Raw genomic sequence first — 18,981 nt, 5'->3', positions numbered from 1 at the left:
CGATCAAAATCAATCCCTTAGCCCCCATGCAGTGATTGAGCGGCTTTCATCATTTCCGTCGGTTTCCAGTCTTCTTGATTCGATCTTACTGACTGCTGTCGGCGGCGCTGCGCTGCCATTCGTCGGTAAACCTCTTCCGTCTCGTCGAGCATACGTTTCAGTGTAAAACGGTCCCGGCGCGCCGCGGCGGCGCCGGCAAGGTGCCGAAACATATCCGGGTCGGCCGCCGCTATCATCGCTCTTGCAAGCGGTGAGACGTCCTCGCTGTTCGGAACGATGTAGCCGTTCTCTCCGTGATCGACGGCCGTTCCGGCTCCGCCGACGTCGGAAATGATGATCGGCCGGCCGGCGGCTGCCGCTTCGAGCATCACATAGGACATTGCCTCGTAGCGGCTCGGCATGACGAGGAGATCGAATGCGGGTACCGCCTGAGGTCCCGTAAAGGCCGAGGTCAGATGGATGCGGTTCTGCAAGCCGCTTGCGGCGATCGCGGCGCGGACCTCTTCCTCCAATTCTCCCGATCCGACCATGACGACGTGACTGTTCCTGACCGCCGACGCGGCCTTGCCGAAGGCGTTGAGGAGACGCTCGGGCGCCTTTTGCGCCGAGAGCCGGCCGATGAAGCCGAAAACGAAGGCGTCCGCCGGAATGCCGAAGCTGGCGCGCACCGTCTGCGCCATATCGGGCGAGGGGGTGTCGACGCCGTTGACGATAACGGACATGCCCTTTCCCGAGATGCCGATCGACAGCGCATGGGCGAATTCGTCACCGGAGACCGTGACGAGATGGTCGGTGAAGAAGCGGGCGAGAAGTGTTTCGATCGCCCCGTAAATCAGTCGGCCGCCGCGCCCGAGCGTCGGGTCCATCGTCCTGAAGGCATGCGGCGTGTAGACGCGCGGCACGTGCCTTCCCGGCAGGCGCAGGCGCGTCAGGGCTCCGGCCTTGGAACTGTGGCCGTGAATGACGTCGAACGGCCCGGCAGTGCGGATGATGCGATTTATGGCGCGTAAGCAGGACCAGTCGGAGGGGCCGGGCGCCCGGCGCATGCCGACCGCATGAATGGCGGGAAGGCCGAGCGCCTTGAGCTCGCGCACGAAGCCGTCTTCGGCCCGAACGGGAGAATAGATCGCTTCGACATGGTGGCCGCGCACATGCATGCCGCGGCAAAGATCGAGAAAGTGGCGTCCGGACCCTCCGCCGCCGGGTTCCAGTACCTCGAGCAGGCGCAGAGGGGTGTCGGGCGGCTCGCGACTCGTGGTCATGCGGGCGTTCCGGAGCGGATCTGCCTTCTATGGCGATATTCGAGCGCGGCGCACCCCCAAAGGATGCCGAGAAGCAGGTAGAAATGGCGCCAGTGATCGGTGTCGATCACGTTGCCGATACCGACATGGCCTATCAGCGTGGTCCAGGCGATCATCAGATATGGTTGCCACGGCCTCTCGAGCAGCAGGAAGCGGAAGCCGAGCGACAGCGTCCAGAGGATGAGCGCGACATAGGCGACGAAGCCGAGCCATCCATAGGATGTCAGGCTCTTCAGAAGCACGTTGTGCTCGTCTTCGGGAAACATGGTGCTGAACACCATGGGGCCGATGCCGAGCGGCTTTTCCATGGCCATCAGAAAGCCGATCCGGTGCCGGTCGAAACGCCCAAGATGTCCGCCGTCATATTCCTGGACGAGCTGCGTGCGGCTCGAGAAGAGAGACGCGACCTGGTCCGACTGCAGGGCGACCACGAGTGCTGCCACCACGAACAGCGCGCCGGAGAGCGTCAGCACGAGAATCCGGAGGCGGAAGAGACCGCTGCGCTGCTTGAGCAGCACGACGAAGACGAAAGCGACGACGCAGAACAGGTCGAGAGCCCAGGCAGCCCGCGAGAAGGAGAGGAACACGCCGAGCGTGAGTACGAGCAGGCCGGCGATCTTCAAGGGCGCCCGGCTGATCGGCTGCGTCAGCAGCCCGTGAAGGAGATAGAGGGTGGGGGCTACGAGGAACGGTCCGAAGACATTCGGGTCCTGAAACGCTCCCTTTGCGCGATCATAGAGCGTGAAGTTCGCCGCACCCGGTATCGCGCCGAAATAGCCGAGGATGCCGAGGAGGGCGGTGATGACTGCGGCCGCCACCCAGGCGTTGAGGATGAGCGGCAGGCGCTGGTGGCTCTCTTCGATGATGGCCGCAAAAAACACCGCCGTGAGGCAGAGGAAGCCGGTAACGGCCATATACATCGGACCGGTCCCAAGGTCGGCCATCACCGTCAGCGACAGGATACCGCCGATCATGAACAGGACGAGAAGGACCGTGAGCGGAGCCGTGGCACGGGAGATCCTGAGGCCGAAAAGCGCCCAGAGACCGATGAGCCCCGCCATGAAGACCTCGTAGGGCGCGGGCTCGGCGATGACGAACCCGGACAGAAAGACGCCGATCGTCACCAGGCAGGAGCCGACGAGCGAAATCGCGGCAAGCTGCGGGCGAAGGATAACCGGCCGCGATGCGGTGACCGCGGTCAATAGGCGTTTTCCGTGTTCAGCAGCCGGAACGGCGTGAGGATGAGAATCTTCAGGTCGAGCAGCAGCGACCAGTTCTCGATATAGTAGAGGTCGAATGCCGTTCGGAACCGGATCTTTTCGTCGTTGTCGATCTCACCGCGCCAGCCGTTGATCTGCGCCCAGCCGGTCACTCCCGGCTTGACGCGATGGCGGGCAAAATAGCCTTCGACGACATCGGAATAGGTTCGGTCCTTCGTCTGCGCGAGCACGGCGTGGGGACGCGGCCCGACGAGCGAGAGCTCGCCTTTCAGCACATTGAAGAACTGGGGCAACTCGTCGATCGAGGATTTGCGCAGGAAGCGTCCGAGGGGGGTTACGCGAGGGTCGTTCTTGGTTGCGGCGTTGCGTGCGGTCGGGTCGCTCATATGCGTGTACATCGAGCGGAACTTGTAGACCTCTATGGTCTCGTTGTTGAAGCCGTGGCGGTGCTGCTTGAAGATGATCGGACCGGGCGAGGTGACCTTCACCGCGACGGCGGCGGCGAGCATGACGGGCCAGAGCAAAGCGAGCGCCACGAGACTGAAGAAGATATCGAAGCAGCGCTTGGCGACGGAATCCCAGTCGGCGATCGGCTTGTCGAAGATGTCGAGCATCGGGACCTGCCCGACATGCGAATAGCTGCGTGGGCGGAAACGGAGATTGTTGGCGTGCGCCGCAAGCCGAATGTCGACCGGAAGCACCCACAGCTTTCTGAGGAGTGCGAGGATACGCTTTTCCGCAGTCAGCGGCAGCGAGATGATCAGCATGTCGATGCGGGCGAGGCGGGCGAATTCGACCAGTTCGTCCACTGTCCCGAGTTTCGGATAACCGGCAATCACATTCGGGGACCGGCGCTCGTCTCGATCGTCGAAGATCCCGCAGATGCGGATGTCGTTGTCCGGCTGATGCTCGATCTCCCGGATCAGGTCCTTCGCGGGCTGCCCGCCACCGACGATGACGGCTCGCCGTTCCATGGTGCCGTTTCTCGACCAGTGGCGGATCGAATAGGCGATGAATGCGCGCTCCGCGACGAGGAAAAACCCGCCGGCGAGGAACCATGCGCCGATCCAGAACCGCGAATAGAGGTGGCCCGATTTGAGAAAGAAGAGGCCGAGGGCAATCGCGCCGAAGGCAGCCGTCCAGGCGCCGAGGACGCGCGGCGTCATCCTGAGCCAGGCGCGCAGTGCCGGTACCTGGTAGGCGTCGGCGACCTGCATGGCGGCAACGGCAAGCGCCGGCCCGCCGGCGAGGATGAGGAGATAGACCGGCAGCTGCTCCAGCGTCGGCGCGACATATTGTGCATTGATGCCGTAGCCGATGGCAAAAAGCGCGCAGAAGTCGAGAAGCCGGATAAGTCCGGTGATCATCGCCGGTGTATAGGTGTCCGCACGGAACTGAAGGGCGATCTGCTTCGCCAGCGGGTTGAGCCCCGCATTGCCCCTTGTCCCGTCCTTTTGTTCGGTGGTGGTCTTGCGGATCTCCGAGACCTTCTTGCGAAGCGCTTCGGGATCGAAGGTCTCTGGCCTGTCAAACTGGTTCATGGTCGCTTTCCGGCGCTGAAGTCCTTCGCCCGGATAGCAGAAAGCCACTAAGAAACGCTTACGTTGTACGCAGCCGCCCCTGCGGCACAAGCGATTCCTCGGTGAGGTCCCGATAAAGCTGCATCACGTGTCTGGTCATCACCGATGCGGCGAAGCGGGATTTGAACCGTTCCGCGTCGGGCATCGTCCGGGCAGCCCAGCCGGCGTCCCGGATGGCGTCGGCCATGAGACGGGCGAGCGCCCCCGCATCGCCGGGTGGGACGAGCGCCTCGCTATCGGCCCCGAGAACCTCCGGGATTCCTCCGACGCGGGTCGCGATTACGGGCTTTCCGGCGGCGAGCGCTTCCAGAAGGATATAGGGCATGGATTCCGCGCGGGAGGGAATGACGACCTTGCGGGCCAGAGCGAAAGCCTCGCGCGCCCTCATTGCCGGCAGCAGCCTGACGCGATCTGCGAGGCCCATGCGCAGGGTCATTTCTTCGTATTGCCGCTGCTGCGGGCCATCTCCAACCATCAAGGCGGAAAGTCTGCGGCCGGCGATCTCTTCGGCTGCGGCAAATCCTTCGATAAAAAGATCGGGACCCTTCAGGTCCCGCATCATGCCGATATAGAGGAAATCGACAGCGCCCGGCCCCGTCTCGACGGGTTCGAATTCCGCGTCGTCTATGCCGTTATAGATCAGCTCGTTGCGTGCCAGTGGAAGGCCAACCCTGGCACCGTAGGTGCGGCGTTCGTATTCGCAGACGAAGACAAGGGCGTCGGTCAGGCGTTCCTGCAGGCGCTCGACGCGGAGAATGAGCGAACCTGCCAGGGACCGGCGCTCGAAATGAAGGCTGCCCCCGTGGGGCGAATAGAGGCGGGCTACGCGATACTTGTTGACCCGCAGGGCTGAACCGACGATACGCGCCAGCACGCCACCCTTGGCGCCGTGCCCGTGCAATACATCCGGTTGCAAACTTCTGATTTCCTTGTAGCCGCGCCATAGCGCCGCGGCGTCCGATGCCCCGATCGAACGATGGATCGGTACGCGGATGATGCCGAGTGCCAGGTGAGGGCGAACCTCTTCAAACAGCGCGTCCTCGTGGGTACCGCCGGTGGTGCTGTCGCAAAGGATCCCGACCTGATGCCCGGCATTCGCATGCGCCTCGGCAAGGTCGCGCACGTGCCGGAATATGCCGCCGACCGGGGATCTGAAGCAATGAAGAATGCGCAAGGGGCGTTCGCTCATGGCGATCAGAACAGTCGTTCGCGTATATAGACGGTGTCGCCGGCGAGAACCGGGTCGGTTATCGGAACGCGTCCGGTGATGATGCGGCCGTTGATCTTGCGGGTGATGTCGGCGGTCGCCTGGTTGGCGCGTGGCGTGAAGCCGCCTGCGACGGCGATCGCATTCTGTACCGTCATCCCCGGTACGTAGGCATATTGGCCGGCCTGTCCCACTTCGCCCATGATGAAGACGGAACGGTAGCGGTCGACCTCGATCGTGACGTCCGGATCCTTGAGGAAGCCCTGGCGCAGCTTCGATGCGATCATCCCCTCCAGTTCCGGAAGCGTATGCCCGCGTGACGGAACGGCCCCGATCAGCGGGAAGGCGACATAGCCGGCCTGATCGACCGTATAGCTGCCGCTGAGGCTTGCCTGTTCGAAGACGTTGATGCGCAGGCGGTCACCGCTGTCCAGCCGATAGGGCTGCACCGTCGCCTGACTGAAGCCTTTGGGGGCGGGCTGGTAATTCGTGCAACCGCCGACGAGCGCCGACAAAATCGCAACGGCGAAGACGCTTGTTCTCTTGTTGGCTGCGGTCGACATGCGGTTAGGGGCTCCGAAAACGATCACCGTTCGCCGATGTTATCGATCCGTTAGGGTTAATGGCCGGTAAATCCGCCACGAGAATTTCCGGCATCGAATGTCCTTCCGATCCATGACGCATGCCGCCCTCTGGTTGCAGCGGAAATTAACCGTTGGGTTACCATGTTCGTTTACCTTCCCGCCAAACGAGAAAGCTTTGGAGTGCAGGCATGTCGGGCATCGGCGGGCAGCAGGATGTGGATATCGATCTCGGCGGGCTTTTTCGCGCCATCTGGCAGCGCCGCGTGCGGGTGCTGCTCGCCACGGTTGGGGCCGCTGCCGTCGCTTTCGGGGCTGCCAAGATGGTCGCTCCCGATTACGAGGGCGAGACGCGCGTCCTGATTGAGTCGCGCGAGCCCGAGTTCAGCGGCGCCAATCAAGTTTCGCAGAATGGCTCCGACCGGATGTTCGACGAGTCGGGCATCCTCAGCCAGGTGCAGGTCCTGCGTTCGGCGGACCTGATCAAGCAGGTCGCGCGCAACATGAAGCTTCACGAACTCGACGAGTTCGATCCCTCCGCACGGCCTTCCGCCGCGTCCGATCTCCTGGTGATGTTGGGCCTGAAGAAGAATCCTCTCGATTTGCCGCCGGAAGAACGGGTGCTGAAGGAGTTCGAAGAGAAGCTGCAGGTCTATCAGGTCGAAAAGTCGCGTGTGATCGCCATCGCCTTCACCTCGAAGGACGCGAAGCTCGCAGCCGCCATTCCGAACGAAATGGCCAATGTCTATCTTTCGCTGCAGAGCGGAGCCAAGCTCGACTCGAACTCCGAGGCAAGCCGCTGGCTGGAGCCGGAGATCGCCAACCTGCGCGAGAAGGTGCGCGAGGCGGAGGCGAAGGTCGCGCTGTACCGCGCCGAGTCGGGCCTGCTTGCGGCCGGCGAGACGCAGAATTTTGCCACGCGCCAGCTTACCGACATTTCGACGGAGCTTGCACGGGTGCGGTCGGAGCGGGCGAACACGGCTGCGCGCGCCGAGGGTATGCGGACGGCGCTCGCCGACGGCCGTCCGGCGGACACGCTTGCCGACATCGTCGGTTCGCCGATGATCCAGCGTCTCAAGGAGAACCGCGCCAACGCCCAGGCGCAGATCGCAGACCTGTCGACGGCACTGCTCGACGGTCATCCGCGGTTGAAGGGGCTCAAGTCCCAGCTCGAAGGGATCGAAGGGGCGATCCGGTCGGAGACCCGGAAGATTCTTGCGAGCCTCGAAAATGAGGCGAAGGTCGGGCAACTGCGCGAGCAGCAGCTCGTTCAGCAAATGAACACGCTCAAGGCGCAATCGGCGCAGGCGGGCGAGGAGGAAGTCGGGCTGCGCGCGCTCGAGCGCGAGGCAACGGCGCAGCGCCAACTGCTCGAAACCTATCTCGCCCGATACCGCGAGGCGACCTCGCGTACCGTTGCAAACGCAACTCCGGCCGATGCGCGTGTGATTTCGCGCGCCGTGGTCCCGACCAGCCAGAGTTTCCCGAAGGTGCTGCCGATAACAATCGTCGCTGCCTTTGCGAGCCTCCTGGTCAGTTGCGTCGTCATCATGCTTGGCGAACTTTTCAGCGGCCGCGCGCTGAGGCCGCTCTTGGTCCCCGAAGCACCGGCCGCAGGTCAGCCCGCAGAAATGCCTTCAGTCCCTGGTGCCGTCGAAGAAAATCCCGCACCTGCTCTCTTCGCGGTGGAACCTGCGCCTGAGGATAACGGCGACGATGAAAATGCGGCATCGAAGCACGACTTTTCGATCGAGTCGGTCGCCGAACATCTTCGTGCCAACGGTGTGCGGATTGCGGTCTCGGTATCCCCCGGCGGCGACGAGGGATCGACGGCGACCGTGATGCTGGCGCGCCTTCTGGCCGAGGACGAGCAGAAAGTCGTGCTGATCGACCTTTCCGGTTCGGCCTGTCCGACGCGGCTCATGGCACAATCGCGGGACCTTGCCGGGGTCACGAATCTGCTCATGGGCGAAGTCGCCTTCTCCGAGTCGATTCATTCGGACAGGTTGTCCGAAGCACATATCATACCCCATGGCGACGCCGACCCTCATGCGGCGATGCGCGGCATCGACCGGCTGCAGATCATCATCGATGCGCTCGCCAATGCCTACGATCTCGTCCTGATCGAATGCGGGTCGGCCGACGCGGAGGCCGTGGCCAAGGTGGCACGGCACGAGGGCACCGAGATCATCCTGTCGGCACCGTCGATCAGCGACGATGAGATCGTCGAAATGCTGATGAGTTTCGGGGAAGCCGGATATCGCGACGTCGTGCTGATGACCGGGAAGGGGCAGGACGGCCCAGATTTTCCCGACCGCCGCGCTGCATAACGTCACGCTTCATCCGCGTTGGCAGCCGATGTCTGTCGCCGCTGCCGCTGCCGTTGAATGAAGGCATAAAGCGTTTCGTTGGCCTTGACCAACCGTTTCGCCCGGGCGATCGCCCTGAAACCGCCGGCGGCCAGCCGGCCGCGGAACGTCAGGGGCAGAACGATGTCGCGCAACGGCGTCTCGACCGTGCACCACGACCGCTTGTAAGGCTGATCGCCGATGCCGAAGTCGAAGAGGGCGACGCCTTCTGCGCAAAGACGCTCGATCATTCTGTAGAAAAGCAACTCGCCCGGGCTGGCATCCGCGGCGATTTCCTCGTCGATCGAACCGAACTGGCAGATGACGTGGTCGCCCTTGCGCGAGAGACCGGCGACCGCGACAACGCGGCCGGCGTGTTCGCCCCTCAGCCTTATGGCATTGAGCTCCAGGAGGTTGCCGGGCTCGGGGCCCCTGGCATCGATCAGGGCGTGGAAAAAGGTGCGCGTCTCCGCCTCGCGAAAGGCATCCGGCAGGCCGAGTGTCTCGAAGCGGGCGGCTTTCTGCCGGAAGAATGTCTCGAGCAGGGCATGGGCCTCCTGCGCTTCGCGAGCGATCACATAGTCATAGCCGCCGATCTCGGCGAGGCGCCTTTCGGATATGCGCATCTTTTTGCGCCGCCGCTTGGCATTGATCTGGGCGAGCGTGCGCTCCATGGTGCCGAGAAGCGGCAATTGGAACGAGGCGTTCGGGTTCTCGATGCCGGCCAGAACGGCGAGGGGGTGCGGAGCGCCGCGCCAGATCCGCGGCGTCCGGTCGAACACGATCACGTCCGCGAAACGGCGGAGCTGGCGACCGATACCGCCGGTCAGCGCTGCCGTGAGCTCCGTAGCGGGCACGTTGCCGATGCCGGCGCCGAACAGGCCGGTGTTGAGATTGCTGTGCTCCGAGCCGATCAGGCGCGCCGCGCGGAGAAGCCGGCTGCGTTCGATCTCGAAAGGAAGGAGAAAAAGCGGCTCCCTGCCGGCGGCGCCACGGACGATGAGCACCTCGCTGCCATGCGTCTTTGTCCATGCCGCGCACCAGTCGAAGCTCTGGTGCAGCGAATTGCCGCTGCTTTCGTCAAGCGCTCGCCATTCCGCTTCGAGCTCGGCCATGTCCGCGTGGACGGAGATGGTGATCCGGTCGGCAGCGCTGCCTCCATGGGCGAGGCTCCCGGCCGAATGATACCGCCCGGCGCTGGTTTCCGGCGAAAGGGTGAAATCGGAACTTGCCATCATTGTCGATCCGCATGCGTGATGCAGCCATTGAAGCGGAAATTCCGATAGATCTGATTAATCCGGCAGGCACTCGCGTGCCCGGCAGACAACAGGGTTAGGGGAATATGAAGCCGGAACAGGCGGCGGCTGGAATTGCCGGCGCAGGCGCGTTAAGTTCTCTGCCGTTCGATGGAGGGGCAGATGCGCCACCGAGAAAGGTCCGGGTTCAAGCGGTTTTGTGCAGCCGGACCGCAGAGCCGGCCTGAATGTCTGCTAGGACGACCATTTCCCTGGAGCGAATAATGCCACCCATCCATTCCGCGCCTGATCCAGGCGCCGCCTTTCCCGTCGCCGAGTTCCCGCGCATCGGATTTCTCAGGAACATCGTGCGCTCGCCACTGATCGAGGCCGGCGAGTTCAGCTATTACGACGATCCGGACGGTCCCGAGCGCTTCGAAGAGAAGTGCGTTCTCTATCACTATGACTTCGTGGGCGATCGGCTGGTGATCGGCCGCTTCTGTGCGCTGGCGACCGGCATACAGTTCATTATGAACGGGGCCAACCACGCGACCGGAGGCTTCTCGACCTTTCCGTTCGGCATCTTCCCCGGTGCCTGGCGCGATGGCTTCGACCCTGACGCCTACAGGACCGGTTATCGTGGCGACACGATCGTCGGAAACGATGTCTGGATCGGCATGGAGGCGACCATTTTGCCGGGCGTGACGATCGGCGATGGCGCGATCGTTGCGGCAAAAGCGGTCGTTACGAAGGATGTGCCTCCCTATGCCGTCGTCGCGGGCAATCCCGCACGGGTGGTGAGATTGCGCTTCCCCGATGCAACGATCGAGCGATTGCAGGCGATTGCCTGGTGGCGTTGGCCGATCGACAAGGTGACGCGCAACATCGCGGCGATCACCGGCGCCGATCTCGATGCACTGGAAGGCGCCCGGTAGAAGTCAGACGAGGAATCCGGTCGCGAGCGCCCTTGCCCATTCGGCGCGGCCGCGTTCGGCCGCGAGGAGCGACGCCGCCATGTGATCGTAGCCGACACAGCGGAAGGTGACGTTCCAGTCGCCGGAGGCCCGCTCGACAATGGCGTAGCGGGCATCCGGCGAACCGGTTTCGACCTTGTGCGCGACCGGCCGGTCGTCGTCATAGGCAGGGCAGCCGACACTGCCCGGGTTGACCAGCAGCCGCCCGCCCGAAAGCCGCAGGGCGCGTTGAACATGCGTGTGGCCGCAGAGGATCACGGGATGCTCGATACCGTCGGCAAAGCGCTCGATCTCCGCGCGCCGCGCCATGTGAACGATGCCATCGCCCGTCAGCGCCTCCATCCAGTAGGTCTCGTCGCTTGCCGGGGTGCCATGGCAGAGAAAGAGAGCGTCCCGATAGACAAGGGTCGCCGGCAGAGCTGCCAGCCAGTGGAGGTGGTGCTCATCGAGTTCGTCATGGGCGGAGCGGTCGGACAATCCCATGCGGGCAGGGCCGAGCGTGAGAAGATAGCGGTCGTGATTGCCGCGTATCGCAGCGGTACGGCGGCCGATCAGGATCTCCGCCGTCCGGGCGGCATTCAGCGGGCCGCTCAGATGATCGCCAAGATTGACGATCTCGTCGATGCCCTGTGCATCGATGTCGGCAAGCACGGCCTCGAGCGCGAGATCGTTGCCGTGAATATCGGAGATTACCGCGATTCTCATACCTGGAAACCTCAATGATCGGCGGCGGGTTTTTCCATCCACTTGATGATCAGCATGGCGGGAAGAACCCACAGCAGGCCGGTGAAGAAGAAATAAAGCAGATGCACCCACCAGGGAGACGCGCCGAGCAGCAGGGAAGCGAAGGTAACGGCCGCAAGTGCGTAGACGACGACGAGGATGATGAGCAGGACGGTGCCGATCAGTTTTCGGAGGCGTACGGGCATTTTTCGTTCTTTCGGTGGCGGCAACGCTGGCACTCGGGCGGCCCGCGACGGCATGCCGCAAAGGGTTCGGCCTTGTTTTGCACGGCACTCTGGTGCAAATCAACGGCTTTCAGACCGTCCTGACCGGCAACGCCGGCATAACGGTACCGTTTCCGGCGACAGATGAGGAAGTGCCATGGCCCACGCCGAATTGGCAACAGAACAGACGCTGCTCAAAGAGATCGGCAGAACCGAGCGCAACCGCCGGCAGATCCGCGGCTGGCTTGCCGCCGTTCTCTTCGCTCTGTTTGCGCTGGTGCTCGTCGGAGGGGCGACGCGACTGACCGAATCCGGCTTGTCGATCACCGAGTGGAAACCCGTCCACGGCGTCATACCGCCGCTCTCCGCGGAGGAATGGGAGGAGGAATTCCGTCTCTACCAGCGCATTCCGCAATATGAGCAGATCAACAAGGGCATGACGGTCGATGAGTTCAAGACCATCTTCTGGTGGGAATGGGCGCACCGGCTGCTCGCGCGCGGCATCGGCGTGATCTTCGCCCTGCCGCTCTTCTTCTTCTGGGTCACAGGGCGGATCGAGCGACGTCTGCGGCTGCCGCTTCTCGGAATCCTGGCGCTCGGCGGTTTTCAGGGCTTCATCGGCTGGTGGATGGTATCCTCCGGTCTGGCGGAACGGACTGCAGTCAGCCAGTACCGGCTCGCCACGCATCTGACCATCGCCTGCCTGATCTTCGCCGCCTGCATGTGGATTTACCGGGGGCTGTGTCCGCATTCCGACGACGCGCATCCGACGAAAAGGTCGCAAGGGATGGCCGGGGCCATAGCGATCATGAGCCTCTTCCAGATCTATCTGGGCGCGATCGTCGCCGGTCTCGATGCGGGTCTGAGCTACAACACCTGGCCGCTGATGGACGGGGCGATCGTCCCGGGCGGCCTGTTCGTGCAGCAGCCCGCCTGGATCAATCTCTTCGAAAATCCGAAGACGGTGCAGTTCGTACACCGTCTCGGCGCCTATCTGCTGTTCGCATTGGCGCTTTGGCACATGATCGCGTCGCTCCGCGCCGCGCCGGAGACGACACATGCCCGCCGCTCGGTGCTCCTGTTCGCGCTGGTGACGGTGCAGGCGGCAATCGGCATCACGACGCTGCTTCTGCAGGTACCGATCGGCTGGGGCGTGCTGCATCAGGGGGGTGCGCTCGTCGTGCTCGGCTTCGCGATCGCCCATTGGCGCGGCTTCGTCGGCACCTATCCGAGCGACACGGCGATAGAAATGCGCGACTGATTTGCCTGCGATCGAACGAACGAAAACCCCGGCAGGAACGCTGCCGGGGTTTTCGTCTCGATTTGCTGTGTCAGGCGGACAGCATCAGGTCCATGTTCTGGACGGCGGCGCCCGAGGCGCCCTTGCCGAGATTGTCGAGCAGCGCGACCAGATTGACATGCGCTCCGCCCTTGGTGCCGAGGACGAAAAGCTTCATGGCGTCGCTGCCGGCGAGCTCCGTCGCATCGATCCGGGCGAGCTTGGCGCTCTCGTCAAGCGGCACGACATCGACGATCGACTGTCCCGCATAATGGTCGACGAGGGCACGATGGATCGTTTCGAGCGTTGCACCGGCAGCCAGGTCCTCGAGATAGAGCGGCACCTGCACGATCATCCCCTGCGCGAACTTGCCGACGGAAGGGCTGAAGACCGGTGCGCGCTCGAGGAGCCCGTGCATCTTCATTTCCGGCACGTGCTTGTGCTTCAGGGTAAGCCCATAAAGGAAATGCGGCGCGCCGATGTGGTCCGGATTCTGATCGTCCTCCATCTGCGCGATCATCTGTTTGCCGCCGCCGGTATAGCCCGAAACCGCATTGACGGTGACGGGATAGCCGTCCGGCAGGATACCCGCCTGGCGCAGAGGGCGGATCAGGGCGATCGCTCCGGTCGGGTAGCAGCCGGGATTGGCGACATGGCGCGCGTCGCGGATCCGCTGGGGCTGCGCCTTGTCCATCTCGGCAAAGCCATAGGCCCAGTCGGGAGCGACGCGATGCGCGGTCGAAGTGTCGATGATGCGCACGCGATTGTTTCCGGCAACCATGGCAACGGCCTCCCGCGAGGCGTCGTCCGGCAGGCAGAGGATGGCGATATCGGCGCTGTTCAGTAGATCCTCACGCATCGCCGCATTGCGTCGCTCCGCTTCCGGAATGGACAGGAGTTCGAGATCCGTACGCCCGGCCATGCGCACACGGATCTGCAGGCCCGTCGTGCCGTGTTCGCCATCGATAAAGATCTTCGGTTTCATGATTTCCCTGCTCCTGCAGTCCGTTAGCGGCGTTTCCGGAATCAGTCTGGCATAGAATTGAATCAATTTCTTGAGCGCACGCAGCCGCTTCGATCAGCCGCGCCTCTCCGCCAGCCACTCGGCACGCAGGCCCAGCATATACATGGCGATGGTCGAGCCAGCAATGGCGGTGAGGTCCGCGTGGTCGTAGGCGGGCGCCACCTCGACCACGTCGCTTCCGGCGATATGAAGCGCTCCGAGTTTGCGCAGGACCGATAGTATCTTTGCGCTCGAGGGGCCGCCGGCCACGGGAGTGCCCGTGCCGGGCGCAAAGGCCGGGTCGAGGCAATCGATATCGAAGGTCAGATAGGCGGGGCGATTGTCGACATGGCGGATGATGGTATCGGCGATCTCCTCGGCGCGCATCTCCTCGAGCTCGTAGCCGTAGACGATCCGAATGCCGCAATCCTCCGGTGCATGCGTCCGGATGCCGATCTGGATCGAGCGTTCCACGTCGATCAGCCCCTCGCGTGCCGCGCGGCCGACGAAGGCGCCATGATCGATGCGGCCTTTCTCGTCCGGCCAGGTGTCCTGATGGGCATCGAACTGGACGAGGGCGAGGGGCCCGTGCAGGGCTGCATGGGCCCTCAGGATGGGATAGGTGACGAAGTGGTCGCCGCCGAGCGTCAGCAGGTAGGCGCCGGACTTCAGGATTTTCGACGCCTCGCGCTCGATGGTCTGGGGAGTCCTCGCATGGTTGCCGTAGTCGAGCAGGCAATCGCCGTAATCGATCGTCGCCATGTCGGCAAACAGGTCGCGCTGGAACGGATATTGCGGATCGTTGTCGAAGATCGCCGATGCACGGCGGATCGCCTGAGGCCCGAAGCGTGCGCCGGGGCGATTCGACGTGGCCGCATCGAACGGGATTCCCCAGACGACCGCCTCCACACCCTTGAGCTCCTTGGTGTATTTCCGCCGCATGAAGGAAAGGATGCCGGCATGCGTCGGATCGGAGGCCGCCGCCGTCAGTGATTTCGCAGTGATCGCGTGGTCGATCGACTTGTTGGCCATGCTGTTCTCCCGTCATATGTGCGGGACGTTGGCCAATCGATCGGGGCAAGGCAAGAGCCCGGCGTCAAAATCATGTGCACGGGAACCCTTGGCCCACGGCGCATGAAAAAAGGCCGGGACGAGCCCGGCCTTCGAAAGTGCAGTCTGCCAGCGATTAGCGCTTGGAGAACTGGAACGAACGACGTGCCTTGGCACGGCCGTACTTCTTGCGCTCGACCACGCGGCTGTCGCGGGTGAGGAAGCCGCCACGCTTCAGAACGGGGCGCAGGCCCGGTTCGAAGTAGGTGAGGGCCTTGGAAATGCCGTGACGAACGGCACCGGCCTGGCCGGAAAGGCCGCCGCCGGCAACGGTCGCATCGATGTCGAACTGGCCGTCACGGGCAGCCGCGACGACCGGCTGCTGCAGGATCATCTGCAGAACCGGACGGGCGAAATAGTCCGAGAAAGGCTTGCCGTTGATGGTGATCTTGCCGGAACCGGCCTTGATCCAAACGCGGGCGACGGCGTCCTTGCGCTTGCCGGTCGCGTAGGAGCGGCCCTGGGCGTCGACTTTCTTGACGTGAACCGGAGCAGCCGGTTCCGCGGTCGTGGCGATTTCCTTGAGAGCGGAAAGGTCAGCCATTATCAGGCGCTCCTTGTGTTCTTGCTGTTCAGCTTGGCGACGTCGAGGACGGCCGGCTGCTGTGCTTCGTGCGGGTGGTTCGAGCCGGCGTAGACACGCAGGTTCTTCATCTGGCGACGGCCGAGCGGGCCGCGCGGAACCATGCGCTCGACGGCCTTCTCGATGACGCGCTCCGGGAAGCGGCCTTCGATGATCTGGCGCGCGGTGCGCTCCTTGATGCCGCCGGGGTAACCGGTGTGCCAGTAGTACTTCTTGTCGGTGTACTTCTTGCCGGTGAGGACGGCCTTCTCTGCATTGATGACGATGACGTTGTCGCCGTCGTCGACATGCGGCGTGTAGGTGGCTTTATGCTTGCCGCGCAGGCGGTTTGCGATGAGGGAAGCGAGGCGACCGACAACGAGGCCTTCGGCGTCGATGAGGATCCACTTCTTCTCCACCTCTGCAGGCTTCTGAACGAAGGTTGCCATATCTAAACTCTTTCGTTTGGACCCGGAACGAAGCCGGGCGTTTCTTGTTGCTTGCTTTGACCTCGAGGAGGGCAAAAAGAAGGCGGCCCAGTCGGACCGCGATCTGGGGCAGCTTATACGGAAGCTCGCAAACAAGGTCAAGGCCGACTTTCCGCGCGTCATTAAAGAAGACGAAGCAAAATCAAATAGTTAATAGTGTGGTTTCATAATACCACACTTCAGCGGGGCGGAATCGAATAGGTCGCCGTCGCATGGGCGACCAAATCGGGGCTTGCCACCGGCTTTATCGAGGCGTCGAGAACGGCCAGCCGTTTGCCGAGCTTGAGAATCCGGCAGGTACATTCGAGTGGTTCCGGTTCCGGCTTGCGCAGGAAGTTGATGTTGAGGCTGGTGGTGACGGCAAGCGCGACCGGACCGATATGCGCGATGAGCGCGATATAGGCCGACACGTCCGCCAGCGCGAAGAGCGTCGGGCCCGAGACCGTGCCGCCCGGACGGATGTGGCGCTCGTTCGGGTCGAGCCGCATCGTGGCGAAGCCCGGTCCGGTCTCGGTTACCGAGAAGACCTTCCCGTCCGTGTGGACCTGCGGAAAATCGGTGTCGAGAAAGCGGTTGAGCTCATCGACGTTCATGACCGGCTGCAGGGTCATCGCGCCTCTCCATGTTACGTGCCTCGGTTGCACCCGTTACAGGACGTCCTGGAGCGCCGCGCAAGCGGGAAATTGGTCTTACGCAGTTATGGGTCAGACCGGCGCGCGGGCTTGAAAGAGCGGCGACGGCGGCGTACCACGGCACGAACTTCGATATGGGAGAGAACCATGGCGGACGTCGTTTCATTCAGGAAAGAAGAGTCGAACGGACCCTTGCTGCGCGAGTTCAACGGCCCGGTCCTGCGGCTTACACTGAACAATCCCCCGGCAAACGTGCTTTCGACCGCCCTGATGGAAGCATTGCTGGCGGCGCTCGAGGAGGCGTCCGTCTCGAAAGAGATCAAGGTCGTCGTGATCGCCGCGACAGGCAAGCTCTTCTCCGCCGGCCACGATCTCAAGGAAATGACCTCCCACAGGGCCGACCCCGACGGAGGCCGGGCGTTCTTCGAGCGAACGATTCGCCTTGCAGCCGAAGTCATGCTGACGATCACCAGGCTGCCGCAGCCGGTCATCGCCGAAGTCGACGGCCTTGCGACCGCCGCTGGCTGCCAGCTGGTCGCCAGTTGCGATCTCGCGATCTGCACCGACACGTCGACCTTCTGCACCCCCGGCGTGAATATCGGTCTTTTCTGTTCTACGCCGATGGTCGCCCTGACGCGCGCTGCCCTTCGCAAGCAGGCGATGGAGATGCTTTTGACCGGTGAGACGATCGATGCCGGGACAGCGAAGGAGTTCGGTCTCGTCAACCGCATCGTACCGCAGCAATATCTGCGCCAGGTCATCGACAAATATGCGTCGATCATTGCCTCGAAGTCGCCGCAGGCGCTGAAGATCGGCAAGGAGGCTTTCTATCGCCAGGCGGAAATGCCGCTTGCCGATGCTTACGACTTCGCTGTCGGCGTGATGGTCGAGAACATGCTCGCCCGCGATGCCGAGGAAGGTATCGGTGCCTTTCTCGGCAAGCGCATGCCGGAATGGAAGGAGGAATAGTGCATGCCGCCCAAAAGTGTGCAGCGGTTTTGGATACGACATGCATGATAACGACCTACAGCGCGGCGCGCTTTATGTCCTAGGCCTCAGGCGAGCCTGAGCAGCAAGGCACCGAGCGCAATGATGCAGGCGGCGATGATGCGCCAGGCGCTGACGCGCTCCTTGAGGAACACGAAGGAGATGACCACGGCAAAGAGGATTGCCGTTTCGCGGAGCGCCGCGACGGTGGCGACCGGGGCTTTCGTCATCGCCCAGAGCGCAAGGCCATAGGAGCCGATCGATCCGGCGCCGCCGATAAGCCCGCGCCACCAGTGACGGCTCACATGCCGCGCGACCGGCTTGACGCCGCGTCGGGCAAAGGCCCAGCCGAAGAGCAGGACCGGCGGCAGCAATGCCATCCAGAGCGTGTAGGATATGGCATTGCCGGAAATGCGGGCGCCCATTCCGTCGACATAGGTATAGCTCGCGATCACGCAGGCGTTGAGCAGTGCCAGAACGATGGCGTGCCTGCCGCCCTTGCGGGATTCGAAGGCGAGCGTCAGCACGCCCGCGCAGATCGTCATGATGCCGGCCATCGCGCCGCCGGTCAGTTCCTCGCCGATGACGAGGCTGCTCGTCGCCGCAACGATCAGAGGAGCGACGCCGCGCATCAAGGGATAGACCAGCCCGATGTCGCCGGCCCGGTACGCGGCTGCGACCAGCTGGAAATAGGCGAACTGGAAAAGTGCCGAAACCAGGATGTAAGGCACGGCCTCGGAACCGGGCATCGGGAGGAAGGGCAGGAAGGGGAGCGCCACGACCGCGCCGCCAAGCGACACCATGGCGGCGTCGAGCGATTTTTCCGTACCGGCCTTGACGAGCGCGTTCCAGGTCGCGTGCAGCAGCGCTCCGAGAAGTACGAGCGCAATGACGTCCGGCGGCAAGATGAACCTCGGCGGGGTGATTGGGCGGGAAAGCCGGTTGTGGGCTCGCATTTGCCGAAATGCAACCGGAATTACGGATCGATCGCAACGAAACGGTTGAAATGCATGGCCGGGGGAAGGTGCCTCGGTTGACTCGCGGCCGCTCCACGCCAACTATCGCTCCGCATGATGAACATGCCCGGACAACAAGCATGAACCACGACGCCTACCCGGACTATTATCTTGCCGACATCCTGCGCGAGACGAAGACCATCGCGCTCGTCGGCGCCTCGCCGAAGCCGGAGCGGCCGAGCTATCGCGTCATGGCCTTCCTTCTCCGCAAGGGATACCGCGTCATTCCGGTCAATCCCGGCCATGCGGGCGGTACGATCCTCGACCAGCCGGTGGTAGCGCGCCTCGCGGATATAGGGGAGCCGATCGACATGGTGGACGTCTTCCGTGCGGCTTCGGCCTTGCCCGCGCTCGTCGACGAGATCCTGGCGCTGCCGGCCCTGCCCAAGGTCATCTGGGGACAACTGTCCGTCCGCGACGACGCAGCTGCCGCCAAGGCTGAGGCCGCAGGCATCAAGGTCGTCATGGACCGTTGCCCGGCAATCGAATATCCGCGACTGGTCGGATGATC

Annotated in this window: 19 protein-coding genes; 5 read left to right on the top strand and 14 right to left on the bottom strand. The window is 63.3% G+C overall.

All coding sequences use genetic code 11. The features are described 5' to 3' along the window. Positions 1 to 17 precede the first annotated feature (17 nt). The 5 genes from M1D34_RS09465 to M1D34_RS09445 are packed head-to-tail and all read right to left on the bottom strand — an operon-like array spanning position 18 to position 5,871. Positions 18 to 1,262: a glycosyltransferase family 4 protein gene (locus tag M1D34_RS09465; RefSeq protein WP_498778812.1), complete on the bottom strand. Its 1,245-nt coding sequence runs from the start codon at positions 1,260 to 1,262 to the stop codon at positions 18 to 20. Next, a complete protein-coding gene (locus tag M1D34_RS09460; protein WP_498778811.1) occupies positions 1,259 to 2,503 on the bottom strand; it encodes an O-antigen ligase family protein in 1,245 nt (414 codons plus the stop codon). The genes M1D34_RS09465 and M1D34_RS09460 overlap by 4 nt, the downstream gene beginning before the upstream one ends. Beyond that, complete coding sequence (locus M1D34_RS09455) at positions 2,500 to 4,062, bottom strand: undecaprenyl-phosphate glucose phosphotransferase (RefSeq protein ID WP_498778809.1); 1,563 nt, start codon at positions 4,060 to 4,062, stop codon at positions 2,500 to 2,502. The genes M1D34_RS09460 and M1D34_RS09455 overlap by 4 nt, the downstream gene beginning before the upstream one ends. Positions 4,063 to 4,120: 58 nt before the next feature. Further along, on the bottom strand, positions 4,121 to 5,290 hold the full coding sequence (locus tag M1D34_RS09450; RefSeq protein WP_498778807.1) for a glycosyltransferase family 4 protein: 1,170 nt from the start codon (positions 5,288 to 5,290) through the stop codon (positions 4,121 to 4,123). A gap of 5 nt (positions 5,291 to 5,295) precedes the next feature. Further along, positions 5,296 to 5,871: a polysaccharide biosynthesis/export family protein gene (locus M1D34_RS09445; RefSeq protein ID WP_003529250.1), complete on the bottom strand. Its 576-nt coding sequence runs from the start codon at positions 5,869 to 5,871 to the stop codon at positions 5,296 to 5,298. 209 nt (positions 5,872 to 6,080) lie between these two features. On the opposite strand from M1D34_RS09445, the gene M1D34_RS09440 reads away from it, so the two are divergent. Then, complete coding sequence (locus M1D34_RS09440) at positions 6,081 to 8,219, top strand: GumC family protein (RefSeq protein WP_498778804.1); 2,139 nt, start codon at positions 6,081 to 6,083, stop codon at positions 8,217 to 8,219. Between the two features lie 2 nt (positions 8,220 to 8,221). Here M1D34_RS09440 and M1D34_RS09435 read toward each other — a convergent pair whose 3' ends face one another. Beyond that, positions 8,222 to 9,475: a GNAT family N-acetyltransferase gene (locus tag M1D34_RS09435; RefSeq protein ID WP_498778802.1), complete on the bottom strand. Its 1,254-nt coding sequence runs from the start codon at positions 9,473 to 9,475 to the stop codon at positions 8,222 to 8,224. A 281-nt stretch (positions 9,476 to 9,756) separates the two neighbouring features. Between M1D34_RS09435 and M1D34_RS09430 the strand changes: the two genes are divergently transcribed. Then, positions 9,757 to 10,407 (top strand): CatB-related O-acetyltransferase, encoded by a 651-nt coding sequence (locus M1D34_RS09430; RefSeq protein ID WP_498778801.1) that lies wholly within the window; start codon positions 9,757 to 9,759, stop codon positions 10,405 to 10,407. Positions 10,408 to 10,410: 3 nt separating this feature from the next. Here M1D34_RS09430 and M1D34_RS09425 read toward each other — a convergent pair whose 3' ends face one another. Together M1D34_RS09425 and M1D34_RS09420 are read right to left on the bottom strand one after the other, a co-directional pair. After that, positions 10,411 to 11,151 (bottom strand): metallophosphoesterase family protein, encoded by a 741-nt coding sequence (locus tag M1D34_RS09425; protein WP_153313613.1) that lies wholly within the window; start codon positions 11,149 to 11,151, stop codon positions 10,411 to 10,413. Positions 11,152 to 11,162: 11 nt separating this feature from the next. Continuing rightward, the gene (locus M1D34_RS09420; protein ID WP_003529239.1) at positions 11,163 to 11,375 is read right to left on the bottom strand and encodes a DUF2842 domain-containing protein; all 213 of its coding nucleotides are present in this window, start codon (positions 11,373 to 11,375) and stop codon (positions 11,163 to 11,165) included. Between the two features lie 175 nt (positions 11,376 to 11,550). Here M1D34_RS09420 and M1D34_RS09415 point away from each other — a divergent pair, with 175 nt between their 5' ends. After that, the gene (locus tag M1D34_RS09415) at positions 11,551 to 12,654 is read left to right on the top strand and encodes a COX15/CtaA family protein (protein ID WP_498778800.1); all 1,104 of its coding nucleotides are present in this window, start codon (positions 11,551 to 11,553) and stop codon (positions 12,652 to 12,654) included. A 70-nt stretch (positions 12,655 to 12,724) separates the two neighbouring features. On the opposite strand, the gene argC is transcribed toward M1D34_RS09415, so the two are convergent. From argC to M1D34_RS09390, 5 genes are all read right to left on the bottom strand, one after another. Next, positions 12,725 to 13,657: an N-acetyl-gamma-glutamyl-phosphate reductase gene (gene argC / locus M1D34_RS09410; RefSeq protein WP_498778798.1), complete on the bottom strand. Its 933-nt coding sequence runs from the start codon at positions 13,655 to 13,657 to the stop codon at positions 12,725 to 12,727. A 93-nt stretch (positions 13,658 to 13,750) separates the two neighbouring features. Next, positions 13,751 to 14,707 carry an agmatinase gene (speB, locus tag M1D34_RS09405; RefSeq protein WP_127638557.1) on the bottom strand — a complete coding sequence of 319 codons (957 nt, stop codon included), beginning with the start codon at positions 14,705 to 14,707 and terminating at the stop codon, positions 13,751 to 13,753. A 154-nt stretch (positions 14,708 to 14,861) separates the two neighbouring features. Continuing rightward, entirely contained in the window at positions 14,862 to 15,329 is a 468-nt protein-coding gene (gene rpsI, locus M1D34_RS09400) for a 30S ribosomal protein S9 (protein ID WP_003529231.1), read from the bottom strand. Positions 15,330 to 15,331: 2 nt separating this feature from the next. After that, positions 15,332 to 15,796, bottom strand: coding sequence for a 50S ribosomal protein L13 (gene rplM / locus M1D34_RS09395; protein WP_003529229.1), 465 nt, complete (start codon positions 15,794 to 15,796; stop codon positions 15,332 to 15,334). A 218-nt stretch (positions 15,797 to 16,014) separates the two neighbouring features. Further along, positions 16,015 to 16,446: a PaaI family thioesterase gene (locus M1D34_RS09390; protein WP_010969131.1), complete on the bottom strand. Its 432-nt coding sequence runs from the start codon at positions 16,444 to 16,446 to the stop codon at positions 16,015 to 16,017. A gap of 168 nt (positions 16,447 to 16,614) precedes the next feature. Here M1D34_RS09390 and M1D34_RS09385 point away from each other — a divergent pair, with 168 nt between their 5' ends. After that, positions 16,615 to 17,436 (top strand): enoyl-CoA hydratase, encoded by an 822-nt coding sequence (locus M1D34_RS09385; RefSeq protein WP_498778796.1) that lies wholly within the window; start codon positions 16,615 to 16,617, stop codon positions 17,434 to 17,436. An 86-nt stretch (positions 17,437 to 17,522) separates the two neighbouring features. Here the strand turns inward: M1D34_RS09385 and M1D34_RS09380 are convergent, their stop codons facing one another. Beyond that, positions 17,523 to 18,359: an EamA family transporter gene (locus M1D34_RS09380; protein ID WP_192923420.1), complete on the bottom strand. Its 837-nt coding sequence runs from the start codon at positions 18,357 to 18,359 to the stop codon at positions 17,523 to 17,525. 191 nt (positions 18,360 to 18,550) lie between these two features. On the opposite strand from M1D34_RS09380, the gene M1D34_RS09375 reads away from it, so the two are divergent. After that, on the top strand, positions 18,551 to 18,979 hold the full coding sequence (locus M1D34_RS09375; protein WP_003529220.1) for a CoA-binding protein: 429 nt from the start codon (positions 18,551 to 18,553) through the stop codon (positions 18,977 to 18,979). Positions 18,980 to 18,981 lie beyond the last annotated feature (2 nt).

It is taken from the genome of Ensifer sp. D2-11, assembly GCF_054161295.1.
This window is presented reverse-complemented; position numbering and strand designations above follow the sequence as displayed.

Coding starts and splice junctions, on each gene's coding strand:
- M1D34_RS09440 (WP_498778804.1), top strand. CDS start 6,081: ATGTCGGGCATCGGCGGGCAGCAGGATGTGGATATCGATCTCGGCGGG.
- M1D34_RS09430 (WP_498778801.1), top strand. CDS start 9,757: ATGCCACCCATCCATTCCGCGCCTGATCCAGGCGCCGCCTTTCCCGTC.
- M1D34_RS09375 (WP_003529220.1), top strand. CDS start 18,551: ATGAACCACGACGCCTACCCGGACTATTATCTTGCCGACATCCTGCGC.
- M1D34_RS09465 (WP_498778812.1), bottom strand. CDS start 1,262: ATGACCACGAGTCGCGAGCCGCCCGACACCCCTCTGCGCCTGCTCGAG.
- M1D34_RS09450 (WP_498778807.1), bottom strand. CDS start 5,290: ATGAGCGAACGCCCCTTGCGCATTCTTCATTGCTTCAGATCCCCGGTC.
- M1D34_RS09435 (WP_498778802.1), bottom strand. CDS start 9,475: ATGATGGCAAGTTCCGATTTCACCCTTTCGCCGGAAACCAGCGCCGGG.
- M1D34_RS09420 (WP_003529239.1), bottom strand. CDS start 11,375: ATGCCCGTACGCCTCCGAAAACTGATCGGCACCGTCCTGCTCATCATC.
- M1D34_RS09445 (WP_003529250.1), bottom strand. CDS start 5,871: ATGTCGACCGCAGCCAACAAGAGAACAAGCGTCTTCGCCGTTGCGATT.
- speB (WP_127638557.1), bottom strand. CDS start 14,707: ATGGCCAACAAGTCGATCGACCACGCGATCACTGCGAAATCACTGACG.
- M1D34_RS09385 (WP_498778796.1), top strand. CDS start 16,615: ATGGCGGACGTCGTTTCATTCAGGAAAGAAGAGTCGAACGGACCCTTG.
- argC (WP_498778798.1), bottom strand. CDS start 13,657: ATGAAACCGAAGATCTTTATCGATGGCGAACACGGCACGACGGGCCTG.
- M1D34_RS09425 (WP_153313613.1), bottom strand. CDS start 11,151: ATGAGAATCGCGGTAATCTCCGATATTCACGGCAACGATCTCGCGCTC.
- M1D34_RS09415 (WP_498778800.1), top strand. CDS start 11,551: ATGGCCCACGCCGAATTGGCAACAGAACAGACGCTGCTCAAAGAGATC.
- rplM (WP_003529229.1), bottom strand. CDS start 15,796: ATGGCAACCTTCGTTCAGAAGCCTGCAGAGGTGGAGAAGAAGTGGATC.
- M1D34_RS09390 (WP_010969131.1), bottom strand. CDS start 16,446: ATGACCCTGCAGCCGGTCATGAACGTCGATGAGCTCAACCGCTTTCTC.
- rpsI (WP_003529231.1), bottom strand. CDS start 15,329: ATGGCTGACCTTTCCGCTCTCAAGGAAATCGCCACGACCGCGGAACCG.
- M1D34_RS09455 (WP_498778809.1), bottom strand. CDS start 4,062: ATGAACCAGTTTGACAGGCCAGAGACCTTCGATCCCGAAGCGCTTCGC.